The sequence below is a fragment of the Bifidobacterium sp. CP2 genome (assembly GCF_018555635.1).
In the GTDB taxonomy this organism is placed as follows: domain Bacteria; phylum Actinomycetota; class Actinomycetes; order Actinomycetales; family Bifidobacteriaceae; genus Bifidobacterium; species Bifidobacterium saguinibicoloris.
The window spans coordinates 22,742-45,860 of sequence record NZ_JAFEJX010000013.1 but is presented as its reverse complement, the minus strand read 5'-3'; the positions used below and the strand labels follow the sequence as shown (position 1 = coordinate 45,860).

At 65.9% G+C, this 23,119-nt stretch carries 18 protein-coding genes and 1 tRNA gene; 12 read left to right on the top strand and 7 right to left on the bottom strand.

The window, feature by feature from the left end:
- Positions 1-179 precede the first annotated feature (179 nt).
- Complete coding sequence (locus JS531_RS09510) at positions 180-920, top strand: GNAT family N-acetyltransferase (protein ID WP_214315457.1); 741 nt, start codon at positions 180-182, stop codon at positions 918-920.
- A complete protein-coding gene (locus JS531_RS09505) occupies positions 917-2,260 on the top strand; it encodes an MFS transporter (protein ID WP_214315456.1) in 1,344 nt (447 codons plus the stop codon). Before JS531_RS09510 ends, JS531_RS09505 begins: the two co-directional genes overlap by 4 nt.
- Positions 2,261-2,287: 27 nt before the next feature.
- Here JS531_RS09505 and JS531_RS09500 read toward each other — a convergent pair whose 3' ends face one another.
- Entirely contained in the window at positions 2,288-3,385 is a 1,098-nt protein-coding gene (locus JS531_RS09500) for a Gfo/Idh/MocA family oxidoreductase (protein WP_214315455.1), read from the bottom strand.
- 241 nt (positions 3,386-3,626) lie between these two features.
- Here JS531_RS09500 and JS531_RS09495 point away from each other — a divergent pair, with 241 nt between their 5' ends.
- The 3 genes from JS531_RS09495 to JS531_RS09485 all read left to right on the top strand — a co-directional run bounded on the left by JS531_RS09495 (position 3,627) and on the right by JS531_RS09485 (position 7,594).
- Complete coding sequence (locus tag JS531_RS09495; RefSeq protein WP_214315487.1) at positions 3,627-4,802, top strand: aminotransferase class I/II-fold pyridoxal phosphate-dependent enzyme; 1,176 nt, start codon at positions 3,627-3,629, stop codon at positions 4,800-4,802.
- A gap of 100 nt (positions 4,803-4,902) precedes the next feature.
- Positions 4,903-5,871, top strand: coding sequence for a Ppx/GppA phosphatase family protein (locus JS531_RS09490; protein WP_214315454.1), 969 nt, complete (start codon positions 4,903-4,905; stop codon positions 5,869-5,871).
- A 241-nt stretch (positions 5,872-6,112) separates the two neighbouring features.
- Complete coding sequence (locus tag JS531_RS09485; protein WP_214315453.1) at positions 6,113-7,594, top strand: SPFH domain-containing protein; 1,482 nt, start codon at positions 6,113-6,115, stop codon at positions 7,592-7,594.
- Positions 7,595-7,693: 99 nt separating this feature from the next.
- Here JS531_RS09485 and JS531_RS09480 read toward each other — a convergent pair whose 3' ends face one another.
- The 3 genes from JS531_RS09480 to JS531_RS09470 form a co-directional block, all read right to left on the bottom strand.
- Entirely contained in the window at positions 7,694-8,722 is a 1,029-nt protein-coding gene (locus tag JS531_RS09480) for a Gfo/Idh/MocA family oxidoreductase (RefSeq protein ID WP_214315452.1), read from the bottom strand.
- Between the two features lie 121 nt (positions 8,723-8,843).
- Positions 8,844-9,731: a GRP family sugar transporter gene (locus JS531_RS09475; RefSeq protein ID WP_214315451.1), complete on the bottom strand. Its 888-nt coding sequence runs from the start codon at positions 9,729-9,731 to the stop codon at positions 8,844-8,846.
- A gap of 165 nt (positions 9,732-9,896) precedes the next feature.
- The gene (locus JS531_RS09470; protein WP_214315450.1) at positions 9,897-10,937 is read right to left on the bottom strand and encodes a helix-turn-helix domain-containing protein; all 1,041 of its coding nucleotides are present in this window, start codon (positions 10,935-10,937) and stop codon (positions 9,897-9,899) included.
- Between the two features lie 115 nt (positions 10,938-11,052).
- On the opposite strand from JS531_RS09470, the gene JS531_RS09465 reads away from it, so the two are divergent.
- The gene (locus JS531_RS09465) at positions 11,053-11,802 is read left to right on the top strand and encodes a hypothetical protein (RefSeq protein WP_214315449.1); all 750 of its coding nucleotides are present in this window, start codon (positions 11,053-11,055) and stop codon (positions 11,800-11,802) included.
- A 41-nt stretch (positions 11,803-11,843) separates the two neighbouring features.
- Here JS531_RS09465 and JS531_RS09460 read toward each other — a convergent pair.
- A tRNA-Arg gene (locus tag JS531_RS09460) sits at positions 11,844-11,916 on the bottom strand.
- 473 nt (positions 11,917-12,389) lie between these two features.
- Between JS531_RS09460 and JS531_RS09455 the strand changes: the two genes are divergently transcribed.
- From JS531_RS09455 to nrdG, 5 genes are all read left to right on the top strand, one after another.
- Positions 12,390-13,337, top strand: a complete 948-nt coding sequence (locus JS531_RS09455) for an endonuclease/exonuclease/phosphatase family protein (protein ID WP_236034536.1) — start codon at positions 12,390-12,392, stop codon at positions 13,335-13,337.
- Between the two features lie 117 nt (positions 13,338-13,454).
- Complete coding sequence (gene xseA / locus JS531_RS09450) at positions 13,455-14,720, top strand: exodeoxyribonuclease VII large subunit (RefSeq protein ID WP_240542158.1); 1,266 nt, start codon at positions 13,455-13,457, stop codon at positions 14,718-14,720.
- 104 nt (positions 14,721-14,824) lie between these two features.
- On the top strand, positions 14,825-15,145 hold the full coding sequence (locus tag JS531_RS09445) for an exodeoxyribonuclease VII small subunit (RefSeq protein WP_214315446.1): 321 nt from the start codon (positions 14,825-14,827) through the stop codon (positions 15,143-15,145).
- Positions 15,146-15,377: 232 nt separating this feature from the next.
- Positions 15,378-17,771 carry an anaerobic ribonucleoside-triphosphate reductase gene (gene nrdD / locus JS531_RS09440; protein WP_214315444.1) on the top strand — a complete coding sequence of 798 codons (2,394 nt, stop codon included), beginning with the start codon at positions 15,378-15,380 and terminating at the stop codon, positions 17,769-17,771.
- Positions 17,772-17,921: 150 nt separating this feature from the next.
- Complete coding sequence (gene nrdG / locus JS531_RS09435) at positions 17,922-18,620, top strand: anaerobic ribonucleoside-triphosphate reductase activating protein (RefSeq protein ID WP_214315486.1); 699 nt, start codon at positions 17,922-17,924, stop codon at positions 18,618-18,620.
- Between the two features lie 27 nt (positions 18,621-18,647).
- Here the strand turns inward: nrdG and JS531_RS09430 are convergent, their stop codons facing one another.
- Both JS531_RS09430 and JS531_RS09425 read right to left on the bottom strand, forming a co-directional pair.
- Positions 18,648-19,697, bottom strand: coding sequence for a LacI family DNA-binding transcriptional regulator (locus JS531_RS09430; RefSeq protein ID WP_214315442.1), 1,050 nt, complete (start codon positions 19,695-19,697; stop codon positions 18,648-18,650).
- A 92-nt stretch (positions 19,698-19,789) separates the two neighbouring features.
- Complete coding sequence (locus tag JS531_RS09425) at positions 19,790-21,337, bottom strand: glycoside hydrolase family 31 protein (RefSeq protein ID WP_214315440.1); 1,548 nt, start codon at positions 21,335-21,337, stop codon at positions 19,790-19,792.
- Positions 21,338-21,717: 380 nt separating this feature from the next.
- Between JS531_RS09425 and JS531_RS09420 the strand changes: the two genes are divergently transcribed.
- Complete coding sequence (locus tag JS531_RS09420) at positions 21,718-22,962, top strand: extracellular solute-binding protein (protein WP_214315438.1); 1,245 nt, start codon at positions 21,718-21,720, stop codon at positions 22,960-22,962.
- Positions 22,963-23,119: the final 157 nt, after the last annotated feature.

The window sequence follows — 23,119 nt, the reverse complement described above, 5'->3', positions numbered from 1 at the left end:
CCATCCCGCGTCCGATGCGGCGCCATCCCCATGCGGGGCGGCGGCGCCGGACGGCGGGACAGCGGGTCCCGCGGTGGGAACGCGCCGCGAACGTCTCGTCGGAGGAACCCGCGACCCTCGTGCGTGCACGTGTGGGCGGGCGCACGTGCCGAACGACCACAACAAGGAGTACAGGCATCATGGCTGCGACGGACACCGCAACCAACGGCACCGCAATCACCTACCGTCCCATGGAGTGGGACGATCTCGACGTCATCGCCGACCAGTTCTACCTCACCTGGGGCGTCGACGAACCCGGAGACCCGGACATCGCGAGGATGACCTCGCGGCATTTCGTGCTCCACTATCTCGAACCGGCCACGCGCGCCGACATCGCGCAGGGGACGGACGGCACGTTCATGGGCGTCACCCTGTCGAGGGTGGCCGGCCGGCCGACTCTGTTCCCCGAAGTTCCGGCCGCGCTCGCGCGCGTCGACGACGAACTCGCCGCCACGGAGGAAGGCGCGGCCGCGCTCGCACGCACCAACGCATGGCATCGGATGGAGGAGCGGCTGGAGGACCGGATCGGCGTCAACGACAGGGCCCCCGCGGAACTCGAGCTGTTCCTCGTCGCCACCGCGGCGCGCGGACACGGCGTCGGCGGCACCCTCTGGCGCCGGATGCTCGCCTATTTCGCCTCCGAAGGCGTCGGACGCTACTACCTGCACACCGATTCCAGCTGCGACGTGGGCTTCTACGACCACAAGGGGCTCGAACGCACCGCCGAATGCTACGCCAAGGACCATCCGGACGAACCCGCCGGCAACGGCGAGGACATCTTCATCTACGAAGGCCCGGTCCCGTCGGAAGGCCCGGTCCCGCAGGAGAACCCGGTCCCGCAGGAGAACCCGGTCCGGACGGAAGGGACGGTGCGGGCATGACCGTGAGCCAGGGCACCTCCGCTTCCAAGGCCGTGGCCGGATCCCCCTACGCCCGGCTGTTCCGCATCCCCGGTGCCAAGGCGTTCTGCGTCTCCGGCGCCGTGGCCAGGCTCCCGATCTCCATGATGAGCCTGGGCATCGTGCTCGCCCTCAACCACCTGTACGACAACTGGACGATAGCGGGCACCATGAGCGCCACCTACGTGTTCGCCCTGTCCTGCGTCACGCCGTTCTACGCGCGGCTGTTCGACCGGTTCGGCCAGCGGCGCGTCGGCAGGACGGCGCTCGCCGTGCAGGTCGCGGCCATGCTCGCGTTCGCGTTCGCCGCGCTGTTCCGCGTGCCGATTCCGCTGCTGTTCGCGCTCGCCATCGTGATGGGGCTGACGCAGTTCTCGTTCGGCGCGCTCGTGCGCACCCGGTGGGCGTACGCGCTGCGCGGCGTCGCCGACGGCGAATCGCTGCTCAACACCGCATACGCGATGGAGGCGGCGATCGACGAGGTCGTGTTCATCCTCGGCCCCATCCTCGCCGCATGGCTCGCCACGTCCGTGCACCCCGTCAGCCAGCTGTTCGTCCCGACCGTCGCCTGCGGTGTGGGAGGTGCGGTCTTCTTCGCGCTCAAATCCACGCAGCCGCCCGCCATGGTCGAATCCGTAGAGGTCCGGCCGGCTGTGACGGAGGTCGACGGCGCGAAGGACGGGAAGACTGCGGCCGGGGACGGGAACGCCGACCGGCTGAGCCTCGGGACGCTGCGCCGGCAGGGCGCGAAGCCGAGGAGCGTGCTGCTCTACGGCGGCGTGCTGCCCCTGCTCATCGTGTTCGTGGTGTTTAACATGAGCTTCACCGCGTTCGACGTGTCGATTACCGCATCCATCAAATCCATGGGGCTGGAACGGTTCCTCGGTCTCCAGCTCGCCATGTTCGCGGTCGGTTCGTGCGCCGGCGCCATGGTGTTCGGTTCCCGTCGCCCCAAGGGCTCGCACTGGCGCCACATGGTGATGTTCCTGTGCCTGCTGACCGTCGGCTACGTGGGATTCCGCCTCGTCATGGACAACCTCGTCCTGCTGGGCCTGGTGGAGGTGCTGTCCGGCCTCGTCGTCTCGCCGCTGTTCACCACCGGCAACCTCATCGTCAAGGACCTCGTGCCTCCGGAAAGTCTCACCGAGGGGCTGAGTTGGGTGACCACCGCCGGCACCGTCGGCACGTCGATCGGCTCGTCCGCAGCGGGCGTCGTGCTCGACGCGTCCGGACCGCACGTCGGCATGTTCCTGCCCGCCCTCTTCACCGCCTGCGCGGTCCCGCTCGCCCTGCTCGGGTGGGCGTTGGCGCGCAGACGGTAGGGGAGCGGTCGGTCCCGCCGGCAGGGCCTACTCCTCGAACGGGTACTTCAATCCCCACGCGGCGCGGATCTCGTCCATCAGGGACATGATGCGCAGCGTGTCCGCGTGCGGCATCGCCGGGCATTCGGCATGCCCGTCCAGGATCGCGTTCGCGGCGGCCGCCACCTCGTACTCGTAGCCGGTCAGCTGGCCGGGCACGCGGATGTGGCGCACGAGTTCGTGGTCGAGCCCGTACACGTCGATGCCCAGCGGGTTGTTGATGTTGTCGACGACCGCATAGCCCTTGTTGCCCTCAATCACGCCGGAACGGTCCGAAGCGACCGCGCGCGAGCTCGTCGCCACGGCCATGAGCCCGTCGTCATACGTGAGGATGGTCGCGTTCGTCGCGTCGACGCCCGTGTCGTACGGCGTCATCGTCGTCTGCATGGACGCGATCGCACGGCCGTGGTCCGCGCCGACGGCCATGTCGATGAAGTTCAGCGCGTACACGCCCACGTCGAGCAGCGCGCCGCCGGCCAGCGCCGGGTTCGTGATGCGGTCGCGGCCGTGTGGCTCGTAACTCAGGTCCGCGCGCACCATGCGGATGTCGCCCAGTTCACCCGAGGCGATGAGGTCGTTGATGATCTGGCGGCTCGGCTGGTAGCGCGTCCAGATCGCCTCGGTGACGAGCAGGCCGTCGGTCTTCCCGGCCTCGGCGAACACGTCCCTGGCCTGCCTGACGTTCGCGGTGAACGCCTTCTCCACGAGCACGTTCTTGCCGTGGCTCAGGCATAGAATCGCCTGTTCGGCGTGGAAGTTGTGCGGGGTGGCGATGTAGACGAGATCCACCAGCGGGTCCTCCACCAGCTCCTCATACGAGCCGTACGCCTTGTCGAACCCGTATTTGGCACGGAACGCCTCGGCGCGGTCGAAGTCGCGCGCCGCCACCGCGTACGGGTGGATCAGATGCGAGTACCGTGTGGAGGGTGAGGCCATCGCGACCAGCGTCTTCGCCATCGTGTTGGCGATCGATCCGGCGCCCAGAATCGCGACGTTCACCGTATCCTCGCCGGTCTGTTCGAGTTCGTATCGCGCGCCGTTCAGCCTGCCGTACGGTCTGTATTGCGCCTGCGGTTCCGTCGTCATCGTTCGTTCCTCCTTGAATGTCCGTGAAGGTCGTTCCACCGCCGATTCTACCGTCCGACGACGCTTGCGCGCCGTCCGTCCGGTACGCCTCCGGCATGCGGTTCCGCTGTCGGGCCGTGCCGATACAACGGGCGGTATGACCAGTGGTGAAGCAACGCAGCCCGGAACGGCGGACGACGTCCGTTCCGCGACCGATCCGACCGATTCGAACGCGGCGACGTCGGCCGCCCCGACGCCCGTCATGTCGCGTCGCGCCCGCGAGGCGCAGCCCTTCCGCGCCATGGTGTTCGGTGCGAAGGCCGACGAGATGATCGCGGACGGCATCGACGTCGTCAAACTCTCCCTCGGCGAACCCGATTTCGGCGCCCCGCCGGCCGTGCGCGACGCCATGCGCGAGCAGTACGACGGGCGTGCGCTGCCCTACACGGCGGCCATGGGGCTGCCGGAACTGCGCCGTGCGATCGCCGACTTCTACCGTGAACGCCACGACCTCGACATCGACCCGAAGCGCATCGTCATCACCTCCGGCGGATCGGCGGCGCTCCTGCTCGCCACCGCGCTGACCGTCGACCCGGGCGACGAGGTCATCATCGCCGACCCCTCTTACCCGTGCAACCGGGAGCTCGTCAACAGCTTCGAAGGCAAGGTCGTCGACGTGCCCACCAGCGCCGCCACCCGCTTCCACCTGAACCGCGACCTCGTCGCCGCGCATTGGATGGACCGCACCAAGGCCGTGATGATCACGTCCCCGTCCAACCCGACCGGCACCACCATCGACTTCGACGTCCTGCGCGAGGTCACCGCCTACGCGCGCGACCACGGCGCCTGGCGCATCGTCGACGAGACCTACCTCGACCTCGCGGACCATGAGAACGGTGTCGCAGTCCGGTCGGTGCTCGCCTGCGACGACGGCGCCATCGTCTGCAACAGCTTCTCCAAGTTCTTCGGCATGACCGGATGGCGGCTCGGCTGGGCCATCGTTCCCGACGACCCGGCCGTGCTGGCGGCCGTGGACGACCTCGCCACCAACTACTATCTGTGCGCCCATACGCCCACCCAGCACGCGGCGCTCGCCTGCTTCACGCCCGAAAGCCTCGCCGTATGCGAACGACGCCGGCAGGAGCTGCTCGCGCGCCGTCGCATCGTCATCGACGGGCTCGCCCGCATCGGTCTCCCCGTCGAAGTGGAACCCAACGGCGCGTTCTACGCGTACTTCGACATCTCGTCCACAGGACTCGACGCGTGGACGTTCTGTGAACGTGCGCTCGACGAGGCGCATGTGGCTCTGACCCCGGGACGCGACTTCGGCGCCGCCACCGCCGACACGCACGTGCGTCTGAGCTATGCGGCATCGCGCGAGGCGCTCGCCGAGGGCCTGGACCGCTTGGGCGCATGGCTGCCCACGCTGCGCGCCTGACGCGGCGCGTGGTGGCATCCGACACGACGGCAACGCGGCGAACGACGGCATCGCAACACACAACAAAGCACACAACACGAAGGACTGCAAGGAATCCAGCATGGTCAACCTGCGCTCGCACACCACCCGACTCGGCGTGCTCGACATCGGCTCGAACACCATCCACATGCTCATCGTCGACGCCGCGCCCGGCGCGCGTCCCGACCCGGAGGCCAGCACGAAGACCACCGTGCGCCTCATGAAATACCTCAAGGACGACGGATCCATCAGGAAGGCCGGCATCGAGGCGATCCTCGCCGCGGTGGACGACGGCATGAAGCTCGCCGAGGAATACCAGATCACGCAGCTGCTCGCCATGGCCACCAGCGCCATCCGCGAGGCCCCCAACGGCAACAGGGTGCTGCACAAGATCGAGGAGCATATCGGCCAGTCCGTCACCGTGCTGTCCGGCACTGACGAGGCCAGGCTCACGTTCCTCGCCGCGCGGCGCTGGTACGGCTGGGACGCGGGCCGTCTGCTCGTGCTCGACATCGGCGGCGGCTCGCTCGAGGTGGCGATGGGCTCCGACGAGGAACCGACCGTGGCCTTGTCCGTGCCGGCCGGCGCCGGCCGCGTCACCACCGAGTTCCTGCCCTCCGGCGTGGCCACGTCCGAGGAGCTGGACGACGTGCGCAAGGAAGTGCGACGCATCCTCGAACCGATGGTGGACGCGTTCCCGAAATCCAAGCATCCGAACCATGCGGTCGGCACGTCCAAGACGTTCCGTTCGCTCGCGCGTCTCGCCGGCGCCGTGCTGCGTCAGCCGGGACGCGAGGACACGATGGTCATGACGCGCGAGCAGCTGGAGGACTGGCTGCCCCGCCTCGCCGCCATCGCCCCCGAACAGCGCGTGGCGTTGCCGGGCATCACCCCGGAGCGCACCATGCAGATCGTGGGCGGCGGCGTGGTGGCCGATGAGATCATGAAGGCGCTCGACATCGAGGAGATCGAGATCTGCCCGTGGGCGTTGCGTGAAGGCGCCATCCTGCGTTGGCTCGACCAGTTCGGACGCACGCGCCTCGGTTTCTGAGACGGGGACGTTCCCGATCCATTGCCTCTTCCTCCGCGCCGGTCCGTCATCGGGTTCCCTTCGGCGCATCCGCCGTCCGTTCCGGAACACTCCGTCGGGGGCATCCCCTCGGAACGTCCCGGAACGGTATCATCGTGACCTAAGGCCCGCCGTCCGCCGCATACGAGGCGATGGACGGCGACCGGCCGAAAGCCATCGCGGCAGCGGTGCCGCGGGACGATGAAGAAAGGGAGCCCCGTCCATGTTCGATCTGTTCAATCTCAGCCCGTTGTGGCTCATCATCCCCGTGGCGGTGATAGCCGTCATCCTGCTGGCCGTGGCCTGCTATACGGTGGCGCCCACCGACCGCGTGCTCGTCATCACCGGGCCGGGTGGCCGGCGTTTCGTCATCGGACGTGCCGCGATCATCATCCCGTTCCTCTACCGGCGCGACTGGCTGTCCCTCGGCGTGGTCCAGTCGGAGCTCCACACGGACACCCCCATCCCCACGAAGGACGCCATCCTCATCGACGTGAGCGCCGTCGCGAACTTCCAGATCGGCGTCGAGAAATTCACCGGACACGACGGCGTCGAGCGCGACCCGCTGGAGATCGCCGCACGCAACTATCTCAACCAGGACAAGAAGCGCATGATGGCCGACGTCACGCAGGTCCTGCTCGGCAAGATGCGCGAGGCCATCGGCAAGACCGAGCTGCGCACGCTCATGGAGAACCGCGACGAGTTCTCCGAGACCGTGGCGAGTGCGGCCCGGGCCGACATGGAGGCCCTGGGCCTTGAGCTCGTCACGTTCAACGTGCAGGACTTCGCCGACGGTCAGGGCGTCATCCGCGACATGGGCGCCGACATGGCCGCCCAGATCAGCCGGGACGCGCAGCTCGCGCGCATCGCCGCCGACCAGCAGGTGGCCGAACGCCAGAACCAGCTCGACCTGAAGCAGGCGGAGCTCAAGACCACCGCCGACAACGCCAAGGCGAAGGCGGACATGGTCTACGAGATCACCAAGGCGGAACGTACCAAGGAGCTCAACGTCGCGCAGCAGGACGCCGAGATCGCCGCCGAGGAGCGCCGCATCGAGCTGGCCGACCGTCAGGCCGCCGTCAAGGAGAAGGAGCTCAACGCCACGGTGCGCAAGCAGGCCGAGGCCGACCGCTACGCCGCCGAGCAGAAGGCCGACGCCCAGCTGTACACCACGCAGAAGAACGCCGAGGCCGACCTGTACCGTCAACGTCAGGAGGCCGAGGCCGTCAAGGCGACCGCCGACGCCGAGGCGCAGGCCACACGCGTCAAGGGCGAGGCCGAAGGCGCCGCCCTCAAGGCCAAGGGCGAGGGCGAGGCCGCCGGCATCGAGGCGCAGGGCCACGCGTACAACGCGATGAACAACCAGCTCATCATCGCCCAGCAGTACATCCAGATCATGCCGGAGATCGCCCGCGCCATCGCTGAGCCGCTTGCGAAGGTCGATTCGATCACCATGTACGGTGACGGCAACACCACCAGGCTCGTCGGCGACACCACCAACGCGCTGAGCCAGATCAGCGAGGGGCTGTCGAACAGCATCGGCCTCGACCTGAAGACCCTCGTCAACGGCGCGCTGGGTGGGCACATGGCCGGCAAGGCGATGGCCGACGGGCTGAAGTCCGGCGGCTCAGCCGACGCGGCCGTCGCATCCGATGCATCCGATGCGCCCGCGTCGTCGCCGTCCGCATCCGGCGACCGTCGCTGACCGCCGGCCGACGTGCCGTGACACGTCGACGCCGACACGACGCGAAGGGCGACCTCCCCGTGCGGGGAGGCCGCCCTTCGCGTTTCCGCCGCGCTCCGGTCAGATGGCGTACAGGGCCGGCTTCTCGTTGAGCTCGACCTTGATGCGTCCGCCGTGATGCAGGCTTTCGAGCGCCGCGTCCGCCGCCACGTTCGCCACGTAGCCGTCCCAAGCGGTGGCCTCGACGCCGCCCGGCTGGCGGTCGGCCTCGATGTTGGCGAAGAACCGGTCGAACTCCCGGTCGTACGCCTCGGTGAAGCGGTCGAACCACGCGGACGAGATCGCATGGCTGATCTGCCCGGCGCGGCGCACCTCCGGGGTGGCGACGTCCGGCAGCGAGATGATGCCGGATTCACCCACCAGACGGCACTGGATGTCGTAACCGTACTGGCAGTTGACGTTCGCCTCCGCGGTGGCCAGCGCGCCGCCCGCGAACTCGACGACCGCGAGCTGCGGTTCGCGCAGGGACTCGCCGTTCGGGTTGAGCGAGTTCATCCTCGCGAACTTCATCTCGATGGCGGTGAAGTCGTCGTCGAACATGTAGTGGAGCATGTCGAAGTTGTGGATCAGCGTGTCGTTGATGACGTTGTCGGTCCCGTAGTAGCTGGTGGACGCCTGCGCGTTGTAGTGGCGCATGCCGGCCATGAGAAGCGTGCCGATGCCGCCGTCCGCGGTGAACTTCTTCATCGCGTCGTAGCCGGGGTCGAAACGCCAGTTGAAGCCCACCTGCACGGTGCGGCGGCCCTTGGCCACCTCGGCCTGGACGACCTTCCAGCTGTCGGCGCCGTCGATGGTCATCGGCTTCTCGGTGAAGGTCGGCTTGCCGGCGTCGATGGCCTGCAGCAGCGGCTCGAGATGGACGTCGTTGCGGCTGGCGATGACGACCGCGTCGACGTTCGGGTCGGCGATGAGCGCTTCGGCCGAATCGTAGATCGTCGCGTCGAGTCGGTTGTCGTCGATGGCCTTGCGCGCGTTCTCGACGACGGTGTCGTACACGCCGACGACCTGCGCGCCGGCGCAGCGTTCGGTGATGCGCCTGACGTGGTCGCGTCCCATGGCGCCGCAGCCGATGAATCCGACATTGATCATGGTGATACTTCCTTTCGTATAGGCTTCCGTATCGGAAAAACCTCGTTGTTCCGTGTGTTCCGTGTGTCGTTTCGTGTGTTTCCGATGCGTGATGCGGCGTACGTTCCGCACGTGCCGCACGTCACGCCTTCGTGATGCCGATGAGCACGCCGCCGATGGCCACGAGCACCATGCCGGCGATGACGAACGCCATCTCCTTGCGCGTCTTCTTCTCCTTGAGGATGAACAGACCGCCGAGCGTGGCGAAGATGACGTTCATCTGGCTCAGCGTCCAGCCGACCGCGAGACCGTTGATCTGGTTCGACAGCAGCATGGTGAGGTTGGCGGTGGCGAACAGCACGCCGGTCGACATGTTCGCCCAGCTCTTCACGCCGAACACGCCGGTCTGCGGGTCGGTGGACCGGCCGCCGGTGGTGATGAACGCGATGACGATGGTCGCCGCGAGCATGAACGCCGCCTGCGGGAACAGCAGGTCGAGCGCGTCGACCGAGAAGAACTTGCCGGCCGCCGCGTACGCCACGTACAGCAGGGAGGAGATGAACGTGATGATGACGCCGAGCACGATGTTCGACGGGCCGTCGCCACGCTCCTTCTTCTCCTGGTAGGCGGTGAACGCGACGCCCACGATGATGAGCACCAGCGCGGCGACGCCCAGCACGATCTGTTCGGTGGTGGTCCACTCATGGAAGAAGAACGCGCCGAGCAGCGTCGTCATCGTCAGCTGCATGCCGGTGGACAGCGGCATGGCGCGTGCGACGCCCAGATAGTCGAAGCTCCTGATCTGGAGGATCTGGGCGATCGCCCAGGGGATGCCGTTGATGGCCGCCGCGGCGATCAGTGTCCATGACCAGCTGACCGGATGGACGAGGAGCACGACCACGCCGAACACGAACGTGGTGAGCGTCATGCCCATCTGCTTGTTGGCGGTGGTTCCGCCGACCTTCTGCATGACGACGCCTTGGAATCCCCATCCGAGCGCGGGGACGAGGCCGAGAAGAATAGGCCACATGGTTCTTACCTCCGTTGGTAAATCCACTGGTGGATTGCGTGACAACCGCTAGCCTATTCATGTGAACGTGAACATGGCGTCGCCCGGCCGGGTGGTTCGCGCCAACATACCGGACAATCGCGCCAACCATGACGTTCGGCCCGCCGGGTGGGCGTGCTTCGGCGTCTAGCGGCGATGGCGGCTGCGATACTCGCTCGGCGTCATCCCGAACGCGAGCGTGAACCGTTTGCGCAACGAGTCCGCATCGTGCAGACCCACCCGTGAGGCGATGGTGTACATCGGCAGGTCGGTGAGCTCCAGCAGTTCCTTCGCCGCCTTGAGCCGTTGCTCGAGTATCCATCGCTTCGGCGGCATGCCCATCGCCTCGGCGAAGCGGCGTTGGAACGTGCGCGGCGACATGTGCGCGGTCTGGGCGAGCGCGGGGAGCGACCACTCGTGGCCGAGATGCTCGCGCACCCGCCGTGCGAGCAGTGTGATTTCGTCCTGACGATGCGAGGCCATCGTGCCGGCGGGCGTCGTCCGGCGCCGTGAGTTCACCGATCTCGGATAGTGCAGAGCGAGCATCGTCGCCTCGTCCGCCGCTGCCGCCTCGCCGGCGTGCTCGCTCAGGATGGCCAGGCACAGGTCGAGGCATACCGACCCGCCCGCGCCGGTCCAGATGCGGCGGCGTCCGTCATGCGTGAGCACGCGGTCCTTGGCCACGAGGGCCTTGGGAAACTGCGCCTGCAGGTCCTCGACGAACGGCAGGTGCGTGGTGCAGTCGACTCCGTCGAGCAGCCCCATCCATCCGAGTGCGAAGACGCCGGTGCACATCGCGGCGATCTCGCAGCCCCGGTCGCGTTCGGCGTTGAGCCAGTCGCGTGCCATGAGCGCGTCATGGGGGTTCCGGCAGAACAGGGCGGCCTTGTCGTCGCCCGTGCGACGGTCCGCGGCGATGGCGAACGGGTCGGCGAACCCGGGCAGGATGATGAGGTCGGGATGCGTGCCGGCGCATCCGTCGCCGTGCACGCCGTCACATCGCGCGATGTAGTCGGCGAGCGGTTCGGTCGCGATGGACATGCCGTGGTCCAGCGCCATCGAGGTGGACGGCGAGACGAAGTCGAGGACGATGGTGCTCTGCGGCCGCGAGCTGTCGTCGAAGATCTGGATGGTGGCGTTGAGATCGAACGACCACACCGGATGCAGGAGGAGGACCGCGATTCGCATACCCGACATCGTACATCGCACGCGCCGGAATCCGATGACTCCGTTTGTTCGGCGTCGCGAGATACAGTGACGGGCAAGGACGGTGGAGTCGACGTATGAGGGAGGTCGGTGACCCATGGCTGATGAAGATGTCGGGCGCGCCCATGGAACGTCATCCGGGCCTGGCACGGACGGCGCGGTTCCGGTCCCTCCGGACGATGCCGCGCCCACCATCGAATTCCCCGTCGTACGTCGCCGCCGGCGCGGGACGGCACGCATGCTCGTCGCGGTCGTCGTCCTCGCGCTCGTCGCGGCGGGACTCGCCATCGTGGACCAGCGTCGGGCGTACGACGTCTGCACGACGGCCGAGAACGAATGGACCGAAGCCGCGGTGGCGGCCGTCGCCGCCGGCGCGGAACGGGAGGATCCGCCCGCGGTCTGCCCGTCGAACGCGTTCGGGGCGGACCTGAGACGCTACGCGTCCCAGCTGGACGATGACGCGCAGGATCTGCGCATCCGCGCCGCCGAACTGAAGGCCAGGCGGGATGCCGAACAGGAGGACCAACGCAAGGCCGCACAGGATGACGGGACCGACGGCGACGCGCGGTCGGACGACGGTTCCGTGTCGGACGACCTGCAATCCGCGAAAAACACGTTGAAGGACACGCTCTCCGAAGCGCGGAAGACGCTGGACCGGCTCGACGGGTTAAGCGGGTCCCGGACCGTCTCCGCGATGCTTCAAGGTACCTACCGGACCGCGAAGAACCTGTTCGACTCATCCGGCGTGAAGGACTCACGCTATTACAAGGCCGCCGCCGTCACCCTCCAGGAGGCCGTCGACGCCGCCAACCAGTGGATCGACAGCCAGGCCGCCAAGGCGAAGTAAGCGAAACCCCTTGGAACCGTTGCATTCCAAGGGGTGAGACGTGCCCCGGATCAGATTCGAACTGACGACACCCGCTTTAGGAGAGCGGTGCTCTATCCCCTGAGCTACCGAGGCGACAGCGGTCCATTGTACACGGACTTCGGCCGGCCCCACGCGGGAATGTCGGGATGATGTGAGTCGTCGTCGTTCGTGGACGCGCGTCCGTCACCGGCACGGTAAGGTGACAGACGGCAGAAGGAGGGGCGATGACGAAACGAGATCGAACGAACGTATACCGTTCCCGTACGCAGGCGCGGAATGCCGCGCGCGACGAGCTGCTCGCGCGTGCGACGTCGGAGGATGGCGACGCGTCGAAGTCCCATCGGCCGACGTCCGGCCGTTCGAAGACGACGGGGCGTGCCTCCGCCGGTCCGGCCGGCGCCTCCGGCCGGAGCCGCGCGTCCGCCCGTCGGACCGGTTCCTCTCGGAAGCCCGCGTCGCGTCCGCGGTCCGGCGGCGGGGGAGTGCGCGTCGAGTCCGGTCCTGCGCGGGGGAGATTCCGCAGGCGCGTGCTGGGCGCTTTGGCCGTGGCGTCGTCCGCCGCGGCGATGGTCGCGGTGCTGGCGAGGTCGCTGCCCTCCGACTTGCAGGCGCTGCCGTACGTGCCGGTGCTGGTCTCGGCGACGCCATGGTTCATCGTCGTCGCCGCGTTCGCGCTCGTGGCGGCGTTGGCGTCCAGGAGGTTCGTCGCGGCGCTTGTCGCCATGGCGGCCCTCGCGGTGAACGTGTGGTGGCAGTACCCGTTCTTCGCTTCGCGCGACGTTCTGCCGGAGCGTGCCGCTACGGCCGTGGCGCAGGCCCACGCCGACACGTCCGACGCGTATGCGCGCGTGATGACGTTCAACGTGTACAAGGGGCGTGCGGACGCCGAGGCGGTCGTGGAGACCGTGCGCGACCAGCGTGTCGAGGTGCTGGCGCTGCAGGAGACCACCGACGGGTTCGTCGAGGCGTTGCGCAAAGCCGGCATCGAGGACTATCTGCCGTATTCCCAGATCTCCAGCTCCGACGGCGTGTACGGCAACGGGCTGTGGTCCGCCGCCCCGCTGGAGGACCCTTCGGACGACGACGTGGATTCCAGCGCCTCGTTCATGCCCGGCGGCACGGTGGAGTTCGCCGGAAGCAAGCGTATCCGGTTCGTCTCCGTGCACACCACCGCCCCGGTGCCCGGCTATTGGCGGCAATGGAAGCGATCGTTGGACGAGCTGGCGATGATGCGCTCGAACACGGACGACACGTTCGTGTTCATGGGCGACTTCAACGCCACGACTGATCATGCGCCGTTCCGCGGCTTTCTCGGGGAGCGGTTCCGTGACGCCGCGATGATGTCCGGCCACGGCTTCACGTTCACCTGGCCGGCGGACCGCGGCCTGCTGCCCCGGTTCGCGGGCATCGACCATGTGGTGGTGGACCGGGGCGTCGCCGCCGGGCGGATGCAGGTGGTGAGGATCGCCGGTTCGGATCATGCGGCGCTGCTCGCCACGCTGGCCTTTTCGTGACGGCGTCCATGACGGTGCCGGTGACGACACGCCGGCGGTCATGGGAGACGGAAGGGAACCGGTAGATATCTACCGGTCCTTGGAGGCGTCACTATAGTGGTGCGCATGAGTTACGAAATGAACGCCACGGCGGGCGTCGCCGGCGGCCTCGACCGGCCGAGGCCGATGGACCAGCTGCCCAGGCTGGCCGCCGAGACCACGGCGGAGAACCCATGGCCGGTGAGCGTGCTGAGCCAGAAGTTCCACAATGCGGTGGTGAAATGGCCGGCCGCGTGGATCTGCGGCCAGATCACGGAGATCAACACGCGGCGTCCGGGGTCCGCGTACCTTACGGTGCGCGACGATTTCGAGGACGTGGCCATCTCCGTCTCCGGATGGCGTACGTTCGCCGCCGCCGCCGCGCAGTTCCGGCAGGGCGACCGCGTGGTCGTCCACGGGCGTGCCGACATCTGGGTCAAGCAGACGCGTCTGAGCTTCATCGGCGACGACATCCGCAAGATCGGCGCCGGAGGGCTCAAGGAACAGATCGACGAGCTGCGCAAACGGCTCAAGGGCGAGGGGCTGTTCGACGCGGACCGGAAGGTGCCGCTGCCCGAATTCCCCAAGTGCATCGGCCTCATCTGCGCGCCCCAGGCGCGCGCCGAGGGCGACGTGGTCACCAACGTGAACCTCCGATGGCCCGCCGTGCGGTTCAAGATCGTGCACGCGCATGTGCAGGGCGCGCAATGCCCGCCGGATATCATCGCGGCGATCCGCAAGCTCGACGAGGATCCGGACGTGGACGTGATCATCGTGGCCCGTGGAGGCGGCGCGTTCGAGGATCTGGTCGGATTCTCGGACGAGGGCGTCGTGCGCGCCGCCGCGGCCTGCGTCACGCCGATCGTCTCCGCCGTGGGGCATGAGGACGATTGGACGCTCATCGACCTCGCCGTCGACCTGAGGGCCTCCACGCCCACCGACGCCGCCAAGAAAGTGGTGCCGGACGTGCGCGAGCAATGGCAGCTGGTGGACAACGCCCTGCAGCGCATGCGCATGCGCATCTCCTCGCGCGTGGACAACGAGATCCGTCTCGTCGAGGGCTATGCGAACCGCCCGAGCCTGACGAGGCCGTTGACCATGCTGGAGCCGCACCAGCGGTTCCTCGACGATGCGCGGAACCGTCTCGACATCGGCCTGCGGCGCATCGTGGACGACGCCTCGCTCACCATCGAGAAGGCGCATGCCTCGCTCACCGCGTTGAGCCCCCAATCCACGCTGAACCGCGGATACGCCGTCGTCCAGGACGAGCAGGGGCACGTGATGGACGACGCCTCGCTGGTCCGGACCGGTGAAAAACTCACCCTGACCCTGAGGAAGGGCGTCGTCACCGCGACCGCGGACTGACCCGCCCGCTCCCGCCCCGTCCGACGGTCCGTCTTCGGATGGGGCGATGACTGCCACGGCGGACAGCCATACGACGAACATCCACATATGAAGGAGCAATGACCATGACCGACAAGACCGTGACCGCAACCGCCGACGACAAGGCCCGGAAGGCGGCACCGGCGTCCACGCTGACCGACGAGGAGCGCGAGGCCATCGCGCGCATGCCGTACGAGGAGGCCCGTGACAAGCTCATCCAGGCGGTCCAGGCGCTGGAGGCCGGAGGTCTCAACCTCGACCAGTCGATGCGGCAGTGGGAGATCGGCGAGGCGTTGGCGCGGCGCGCGCAGAGCCTGCTCAACGACGTGCGCACCCGTCTGGACGCCGCGCAGAACGCGCAGGCCGCCACCGCGGACATCGCCGGCACGCAGTCCAACCTCGGCTGACCGCGACACGCTGGCCGATGATTGTTACGTTAATCACACAGTCGTAGTTTGCGGCGGAATTCCGCCGAAGAACACTAGTCCTAGTGTTCTGCCGGCGTGGCGGGACTAGATATGGTGCCGGGGTTGTCGTACAGTATCTGAGGCCCACGGAAATCCGGGTGCGGGAACGTCGCCGGAGGAGCCGTGGGAACGGAGTTTTTGCAGCAAGGCCCAAGGCCGGTGAGGAGAAGAGATGGAGACCGAAGTGCTCGAAACCGCAACAGCCACCAGGACGTCCAGCCAGGTCCAGGTGGAGAAGCGTGACGGCCGTATCGTCGACTTCGACCCGATCAACATCATCTCCGCCGTCAAGGCCGCCTTCGGCGACCTCGACAAGCAGGTCGGACCGGAGGAGGAGAAGCTCATCCGCTCGTTCGCCGACCAGGTCGAAGGCGAGATCAAGGAACGCTACGCCGGCCCGGCCAAGATCGAGGACATCCAGAACCTCGTCGAGCATGCGCTCATCGACGCGCACCTGTACGACGTGGCCCGCGCCTACACCACCTACCGTCTCGACAAGGACATCGAGCGCGCGAAGGCCACCGACGTGAACGAGGCCGTGTCCCGCTTCATCAACCAGGACCCCACGCTCATCCACGAGAACGCCAACAAGGACGCCAACGTCTACGCTACCCAGCGCGACCTGCTGGCCGGCGCCGTCTCCAAGGCGGCCGCGTTCAACATGCTGCCGCCCGCCGTGTCCAACGCCCATATGAAGGGCGACATCCACTTCCACGACGCCGACTACTCGCCGTTCACCGCGCAGTCCAACTGCTCCCTGCCGAACTTCTGGGACATGCTCGCCAACGGCTTCACGCTCGGCAACGCGCCGATGGCCTCCCCGAAGTCCATCGCCATCGCCGCCACCCAGATCACCCAGATCATGAAGGACGTGGCCTCCAGCCAGTACGGCGGCCAGACCGCCAACCGCGCCGACGAGCATCTCGCCCGCTACGCGAAGCTCGACTACGAGAAGTTCCTCGAAGAGGCCCGCGAGATGATCCCCGACGACATGCCGATCGAGTTCGCGCGTCGCCAGGTCGCCAACGCGAAGGCCAACGAGCCGTCCAAGCTCCACTTCGAGAAGGGCCGCGAGCCGCTGCCGATGGACACCCCGTTCCATGAGGACGTCGACGAGCTCGAGCAGGAGCGTGAGATCCTCGCGAAGATCCGCACCCGCAAGGCCATCTACGACGCCATGCAGACCATGGAGTACCAGATCAACTCCAACCGCGTCTCCAACGGCCAGACCCCGTTCGTCACCGTCGGCTTCGGTCTCGGCACCGACTGGTTCTCCCGTGAGATCCAGCGCGCCATCCTACTCAACCGCATCCGCGGCCTCGGCAAGGAGCACCACACCGCCATCTTCCCGAAGCTCGTGTTCACCGTGCGCCATGGCGTGAACGCCGACCCCGGTGACCCCAACTACGACCTCAAGCAGCTGGCCCTCGAATCCGCCACCAAGCGCATGTACCCGGACGTCGTGTTCTACGAGAACATCGTCAAGATCACCGGCTCCTTCAAGGCCCCCATGGGCTGCCGCTCCTTCCTGCAGGGCTGGATCAACCCTGCCACCGGCAAGGACGAGGAGGATGGCCGCATGAACCTCGGCGTCGTCTCCGTCAACGTGCCGCGCATCGCGCTGGAATCCCACGGCGACAAGGAACGCTTCTGGAAGCTGTTCAACGAGCGCATGGAAGTGGCCCATCAGGCCCTGCAGTTCCGCATCATGCGCTGCAAGCAGGCCACCCCGGTCAACGCGCCCACCCTGTTCCGCTTCGGCGCCTTCGGCCGCCTCGGAGCCAACGACAACGTCGACACGCTGTTCAAGAACGAGCGCGCCACCGTGTCCCTCGGCTACATCGGTCTCGCGGAGACCACCGCCGTGTTCTACGGCAAGAACTGGATCCGCGACCACGGCTGGGATCCGGAGGGCAAGGAGTTCGCGCTGTCCATCGTCAAGCGCATGAGCGAGCTGTGCAAGCAGTGGAGCAAGGCGGAGGGCTACCACTACTCCGTGTACTCCACGCCGGCAGAGTCCCTCACCGACCGCTTCAACCGCATGGACCGCGAGAAGTTCGGCCGCGTCGAAGGCGTCACCGACCACGACTTCTACACCAACTCGTTCCACTACCCGGTGTGGCTCCAGCCCACCCCGATGGAGAAGCTCAACTACGAGAAGGACTTCCCGTACTACGCCTCCGGCGGCTTCATCAACTACTGCGAGTACCCGTGCCTGCAGGACAACCCGAAGGCACTCGAAGCCGTGTGGGACTACGCCTACAACGTGGGCATCGGCTACCTCGGCACCAACACGCCGATCGACCACTGCTTCGTGTGCGGCTTCCAGGGCGACTTCGAACCCACCGACGAGGGCTTCAAGTGCCCCGAGTGCGGCAACTCCGATCCGGACAAGTGCAACGTCACCAAGCGCACCTGCGGCTACCTCGGCAACCCGGTCCAGCGCCCCATGGTGCACGGACGTCACGAGGAGATCTCCCACCGCGTCAAGCACATGAGCGGTGAGACCGGCCACGTCACGCTCGACGACGGCTCCACCCGCGAATGGTTCGAGGAAGCCAAGTAGTGATTCGGTATGTCATCCCGTCGGCTGGAGATACGGCGACGGAATGAAGACTGAGGGTGGCCGTGCATCGCACGGCCACCCTCAATCCGTTGTGACGACGGAAGGCCCCTCCGACGGGCCGAGACGCAAATGAGGTGTGACATGGGTGAGATGATTCGCCGCGATTTCGCGCCCGAGGAGACCGGACGCGGGCCGTCCGTCCCCTCCGGAGGGCTCGCCAACGACCCGCGTGCCGGGCAGTGGGATGGACGGCGCATGTCCAAGCGCATGATCGCCGACTACAAGACCTTCGTCGTCACCGACGGCGAAGGCGTGCGCAATTCGCTGTACGTCTCCGGCTGCCCGTTCCACTGCGTCGACTGCTTCAACTCGTCGATCTGGGACTTCAAGGCCGGTCACGAGTACACGCAGCGGCTCGAGGACAAGATCATCGAGGACCTCAAGGCCCCGTGGGTGCAGGGCATCACGTTCCTCGGCGGCGAACCGTTCCTCAACACGCCCGTGCTGTTGCCGCTCGCCGAGCGCATCCGCAGCGAGTTCGGGAAGACCAAGGACATCTGGTCGTGGACCGGTTATACGTGGGAGGAACTCATGCGCCCGGGGGAGACGCCGGACAAGCTCGAGCTGTTGAAGCTCATCGACATCCTCGTCGACGGTCGGTACGTGAAGACCCAGAAGGACTCGCTCCTGCAGTTCCGTGGCTCGAAGAACCAGCGCATCATCGACGTGCCGAAATCCCTCGAGGCCGGCAAGCCCATCATCTGGGCCAAGCTCCACGACCAGGAGCGCGACATCCCCGAGATCTATCTCAAGGACCGCGAAGCCGGCGAAGGCGCCCAGGCCTCCTGAACGGCGCGTCGCCGGACAGCTCTCCGATCAGCGCTTGGTCCAGTCGACGGTGGTGGCGCGGCGCGTGATGCCCGCCGGCGCTATCAGTTCGCAGCGTGCATCACGATTGCGGTTGCCTTCGAGACGGTCGAACAGCAGGGTCGCGGCGTGTTCCGAGAGTTGCTCCGGTGTGGTGGATACGTTGGTGACCTGCCATTCGAACGATGCCGCGGCGTAGTCCGAACAGTACGACACTACGGAGACGTCCTGACCCGGAAGCACACCATGCCGGCGTAATGTACGCAGCAGCCATTCGGTCGGCTGGGGCTGACGGACGATGATGCCAAGACGGTCATCGGCGTGCAGCAGCAGCTGGTCGGAGGTCTTCTCGATGCCGGGCCATCCTTCACCGAGTCGTTGCACGATGGAGAAGCCGAGCCCGCGTTCGTCCGCGCGCTGGTGCGCGGTGGTGTAGAACTCATCGACGAAGTTGTATTCATGCGGGTCGGTGCCCAGTTGTGTACCGACCATCGTCACATGACGATGTCCGGTATCGGCGAGTTCATCCACTGCCAGCAGGGCGGCCTTGCGGGCGTCGGCGTCCACGCAGTCCAGCCCGCGCGCGTTGTTCGCACGGCCCACGAGCGTGACGGGTTGGCTGAGTTCGGCGGCGATTGGAATGCGGGGGTCCTCGCGGCTGACGTCCATGAGGATGAAGCCGTCGCAGATCGATTTGCCGGCCATGCGTTTCAGGGCGGCCACGCCGTCGTGCGTGGTGGTGAGGATGACGTCGTAGTCGTGTGCGCGTGCGCTGCGCACGATCGCGTCGATGTACGGTGTGGTCTCATTGGCGTCGATCGTCTCGCTCATCTCCACGAACAGCGCGATGATGTTGGTGCGGTTCGTCTTCAATGTGCGTGCGCCGGCGTTCGGTTGGTAGTTGAGCTTGCGCATCGCCTCCTCGACTCGCCGTCGCGTCGCCTCGGACACGGTGTTCTTGCCATTGATGACGAACGATACCGTGCTTTGGGATACGCCCGCCAGGGCGGCGACGTCCTTACTGGTCGGCGGTCGGGTTCCGGCGTATCTGGTGGTCATGGGATCCTCTTGCACTGGATTTCGTTTGGCGGGATTGCGGTGGTGGGTATGGCCGCCATTCGATATTAGCCTCTTGCGGTCGACTCCCATCGTCAGCCTTCGCGGGCGAAGCGGGGGATTCTGTCGATCGGGCACGGTGTGTCGATGATGGTCGGTCCTGTGATGGTCCGTCCGTCATCCGAACGCCACCGTCCCTTGGGGATCGATACCTGTCGGGAGACCGCATGACGTTGGGTGCAGGGGGCGACGATGGTGTCGTCTCCCAGCAGGAACTGGTCGGTGACGGTATCCATATCGGGGAAGTGGTAGGCCATCGGACGGATGATCGGCTCGCCGGTTCGCGCCGCATGATCCGCTAGGTGCAGGATCGTCGGTAGATACGATTCGCGGATGGCCAGCGCTTTGCGTACTGCGTCGAGATGCCGCTCGTCCAGTACGCGGGAAGGCGCCGTGGAGAACTGCATCATCGGGGAAAGCGCTGCGATTTGCGCGTACCGGACGAAGAACTCCTGATCCACGTCCGAATGTTTGGCGCTGTTGACCTCGCCGCCGCCGATCATGTCGGGGCAGACGAACGGCTGGCCGATCATGCCCTGCGCCAGCATCTCCGGAACCAGCGAGCCGATGCCGTGCTCATCCCAGGAGGCGGGCTTGTCCTGAAGCCTTTGCGCGAGCGGTTGCCCGCCCATCTTCCAGCAGGCACGGAATTCGTTGAACGGATAGTGCACGCCGATGGCCGCCCATTGTTCGCACATGTCGTTGGCCGTCATCGGGGTGAATGGCAGGTCGTCGTCGTGGAAGTCGTACAGGTCGGCGCCGTCGAACTTGAAGCCGTCCACGCCGAGCTCGCACAGCGCGTCGAGCCGGCCGCGGATCCACTGCCTCGCCTCGGGGTTGCTCAGGTCAAGCACGGCGCTCAGCCCGTTCCACCAGCGACGGATGGCCGTGCGGCCGTGGCGGTCGCGCAGCATGAGTCCGCGTGCCTCGAGCTCGCGGAACACCGCGGAATCGGGGCTGACGAACGGCACCAGCCAGACGATGACGTCGAATCCTTTGCCGTGCAACTGGCGGAGCATCTCCTGTGGATTCGGGAACGCGGCCGGATCGAACGTCCAGGTTCCGTAGTCGGGGCTCCACTTGTCGTCGATCATCAGCACGCCCGGGGGCATGTCGGCGGCCAGCATCGCGTCGGCGTAGGCGAGCACGGCCTGCTGGGTCGGGCGGTAGGGCATTTCGATCCATGTGTTGTACTGCGGCTTGGTGAACATCGCCTTGGCGGGAGTCGCGCCGGAAGGTGGGAAATACCGCTCGCTCGCCGCGAGGAAGGCGTCTCGCAACGTGCCGTCGCCGTCGCCATGCACGGTGACGGCATGATTGGCCTGCACGGTTAGGTGCTTGCCTTCAAAGGAGAACGCGAACGGCTTGTCGCACCATATATGGCGGCCACAGGTGGAGACCAGCAATGGCGCGCTCTGGTTCGACGCTTCCGGCAGCTGTCCATCCACGTGTTTCCAGGCGGCGAGGTCGCAGGAGAACGGCTGTGCGCCGAATGGCATGAGTCGGCCGTCCGCCGCGCGGCCTCCCCACCAGAGTTCATTGGGAAGAAGGTCGATTGTTGTGTATTGAGCCGTGTTGTTCATGGTGATCTTTCCTATGCGCAGTAAACATCTGACGCGGCTGCGGTGTCGCGTGTATCTAATACGTATTATTACGATGAAGACATCGATTTACAAATTCCGGCGTGGCGTGTTTCTCTTCAGATGAACCGGAGAGTGGTTGCTGAGTGCGGTCTGCTCTAAATAGCTCTATTTAAGGCCTTTATGGAATTGGCGCCATTGCGACACGCCGCTTTGCCGCCGCGGTCCCTTGGTGGCATACTGAAGTCACGTATTCACTAATACGTATTAACAAATCAAGACGGTGCACAATGGAGGGGCATAGTGGCCCAAGGTTCGAGCCGAGCTTGATCACAACGTTCTTGGCGATGCCAAAGCGGGTGTCGCAGGAAGGAAGAAACACCATGAAGTTCTCCAAGACCGTCATCGCGGCTGTAGCGGCAGCGGCGATGATCGTTCCTTTGGCCGCATGCGGTAGTGGAACAGCTGATTCCGGCAAAACCACCATCACCTACTTCTCGTGGAACAATGAGAATCAGGTCAAGCCCATCATCGAGGCCTTCGAGAAAGCCAACCCCGATATTAAGGTCGATCTGAGCACCGCACAGGGCGAAGCCGCTGATTACGCGCAGACGCTGACCACACGTGCCGCAGGAAACCAGCTGCCCGATGTGTTCCACATGTCTATCGAGACGCGCAACGAAGTGCTGGACGCCGGATTGGCCAAGGACTTGACTAATGAGTCGTTCATGGATTCCATTCCGGACACCAATAAGGACCTCTATACCCGTGACGGCAAGGTGTACGGCATGAGCCCCACCGCATGGGTCGGCGTCATTGTATATAACAAAGACCTGCTCAAGCAGGTGGGATACGATTCCGTGCCTGAGACGATCGATGAATTCTGCGAGTTGGGCAAGAAACTGCAGGCCGCGGGAATCACGCCGTACATGGACGATCCGACCGTCGTTTCCGGCTCGTTCCAGCCGATGCTTGGTGGCTACTACGCCAAGCAGGGCATCGATACCAGCGAATGGCCGGAAATGGGCGAGGGCGGAAGCTTCGAAAAGCAGTGGACCCCGATTATCAAGGAATGGCAGAAGCTCATCGAATCCGGCACCATGCCCAAGGAGGTCGTGGGCGTGAACAACGACCAGATCAAGCAGCAATTCATGACCGGCCAGCTAGCCATGTTCCGTTCCGGCCCGTGGGACTTCCCTGATCTGAACTCCTCCGGCGTCGACTACGCCACTGCCCCGTTCCCTGCGGTGGAAGGCGGCGAACCGTACGTGGGCGGTGGGCCGGACTCCCCGTTCGCCATCTCCTCGAAGATCGATGGCGATAAGCTCAAGGCTGCCGAGAAGTTCCTCGCCTTCATGAATTCCAAAGAGGGACTCAAACTCGAGGAAAAGAACATCGGTCAGATTTCCGTCTCCTCCGAATACGCCGCCGACGTGGCTCCGCAGCTGCAGGACATCTACGACGAGTACGTGACCACCGGCAAGTACTACTGGACCAACTGGTCCCAGAACGGCAACGTGATGGCCACGGAAATGACCTCCCAGTGGCAGCTGCTCATCCAGGGCAGTACGGACGCCGCTTCGGTGGCCAAGCACATGGACGAGACATGGAAGGCCAACGCCAAGTAACGCGATTGGTGTGAATGCGCAATCAAAGCGAATGCGCAAATCAGCGGCGACCGGTTCTCTGGGTGCTGGGGTTCCGCACTCCAGTGCCAGCCGCCGCTCCGGTCGGGGCGAATCTCCTGAGGATTCTCCTCTCCTTTGCGCCTCGAAAGTTTCGCCC

Coding starts and splice junctions, on each gene's coding strand:
- JS531_RS09510 (WP_214315457.1), top strand. CDS start 180: ATGGCTGCGACGGACACCGCAACCAACGGCACCGCAATCACCTACCGT.
- JS531_RS09505 (WP_214315456.1), top strand. CDS start 917: ATGACCGTGAGCCAGGGCACCTCCGCTTCCAAGGCCGTGGCCGGATCC.
- JS531_RS09500 (WP_214315455.1), bottom strand. CDS start 3,385: ATGACGACGGAACCGCAGGCGCAATACAGACCGTACGGCAGGCTGAAC.
- JS531_RS09495 (WP_214315487.1), top strand. CDS start 3,627: ATGTCGCGTCGCGCCCGCGAGGCGCAGCCCTTCCGCGCCATGGTGTTC.
- JS531_RS09490 (WP_214315454.1), top strand. CDS start 4,903: ATGGTCAACCTGCGCTCGCACACCACCCGACTCGGCGTGCTCGACATC.
- JS531_RS09485 (WP_214315453.1), top strand. CDS start 6,113: ATGTTCGATCTGTTCAATCTCAGCCCGTTGTGGCTCATCATCCCCGTG.
- JS531_RS09480 (WP_214315452.1), bottom strand. CDS start 8,722: ATGATCAATGTCGGATTCATCGGCTGCGGCGCCATGGGACGCGACCAC.
- JS531_RS09475 (WP_214315451.1), bottom strand. CDS start 9,731: ATGTGGCCTATTCTTCTCGGCCTCGTCCCCGCGCTCGGATGGGGATTC.
- JS531_RS09470 (WP_214315450.1), bottom strand. CDS start 10,937: ATGCGAATCGCGGTCCTCCTCCTGCATCCGGTGTGGTCGTTCGATCTC.
- JS531_RS09465 (WP_214315449.1), top strand. CDS start 11,053: ATGGCTGATGAAGATGTCGGGCGCGCCCATGGAACGTCATCCGGGCCT.
- JS531_RS09455 (WP_236034536.1), top strand. CDS start 12,390: ATGGTCGCGGTGCTGGCGAGGTCGCTGCCCTCCGACTTGCAGGCGCTG.
- xseA (WP_240542158.1), top strand. CDS start 13,455: ATGAACGCCACGGCGGGCGTCGCCGGCGGCCTCGACCGGCCGAGGCCG.
- JS531_RS09445 (WP_214315446.1), top strand. CDS start 14,825: ATGACCGACAAGACCGTGACCGCAACCGCCGACGACAAGGCCCGGAAG.
- nrdD (WP_214315444.1), top strand. CDS start 15,378: ATGGAGACCGAAGTGCTCGAAACCGCAACAGCCACCAGGACGTCCAGC.
- nrdG (WP_214315486.1), top strand. CDS start 17,922: ATGATTCGCCGCGATTTCGCGCCCGAGGAGACCGGACGCGGGCCGTCC.
- JS531_RS09430 (WP_214315442.1), bottom strand. CDS start 19,697: ATGACCACCAGATACGCCGGAACCCGACCGCCGACCAGTAAGGACGTC.
- JS531_RS09425 (WP_214315440.1), bottom strand. CDS start 21,337: ATGAACAACACGGCTCAATACACAACAATCGACCTTCTTCCCAATGAA.
- JS531_RS09420 (WP_214315438.1), top strand. CDS start 21,718: ATGAAGTTCTCCAAGACCGTCATCGCGGCTGTAGCGGCAGCGGCGATG.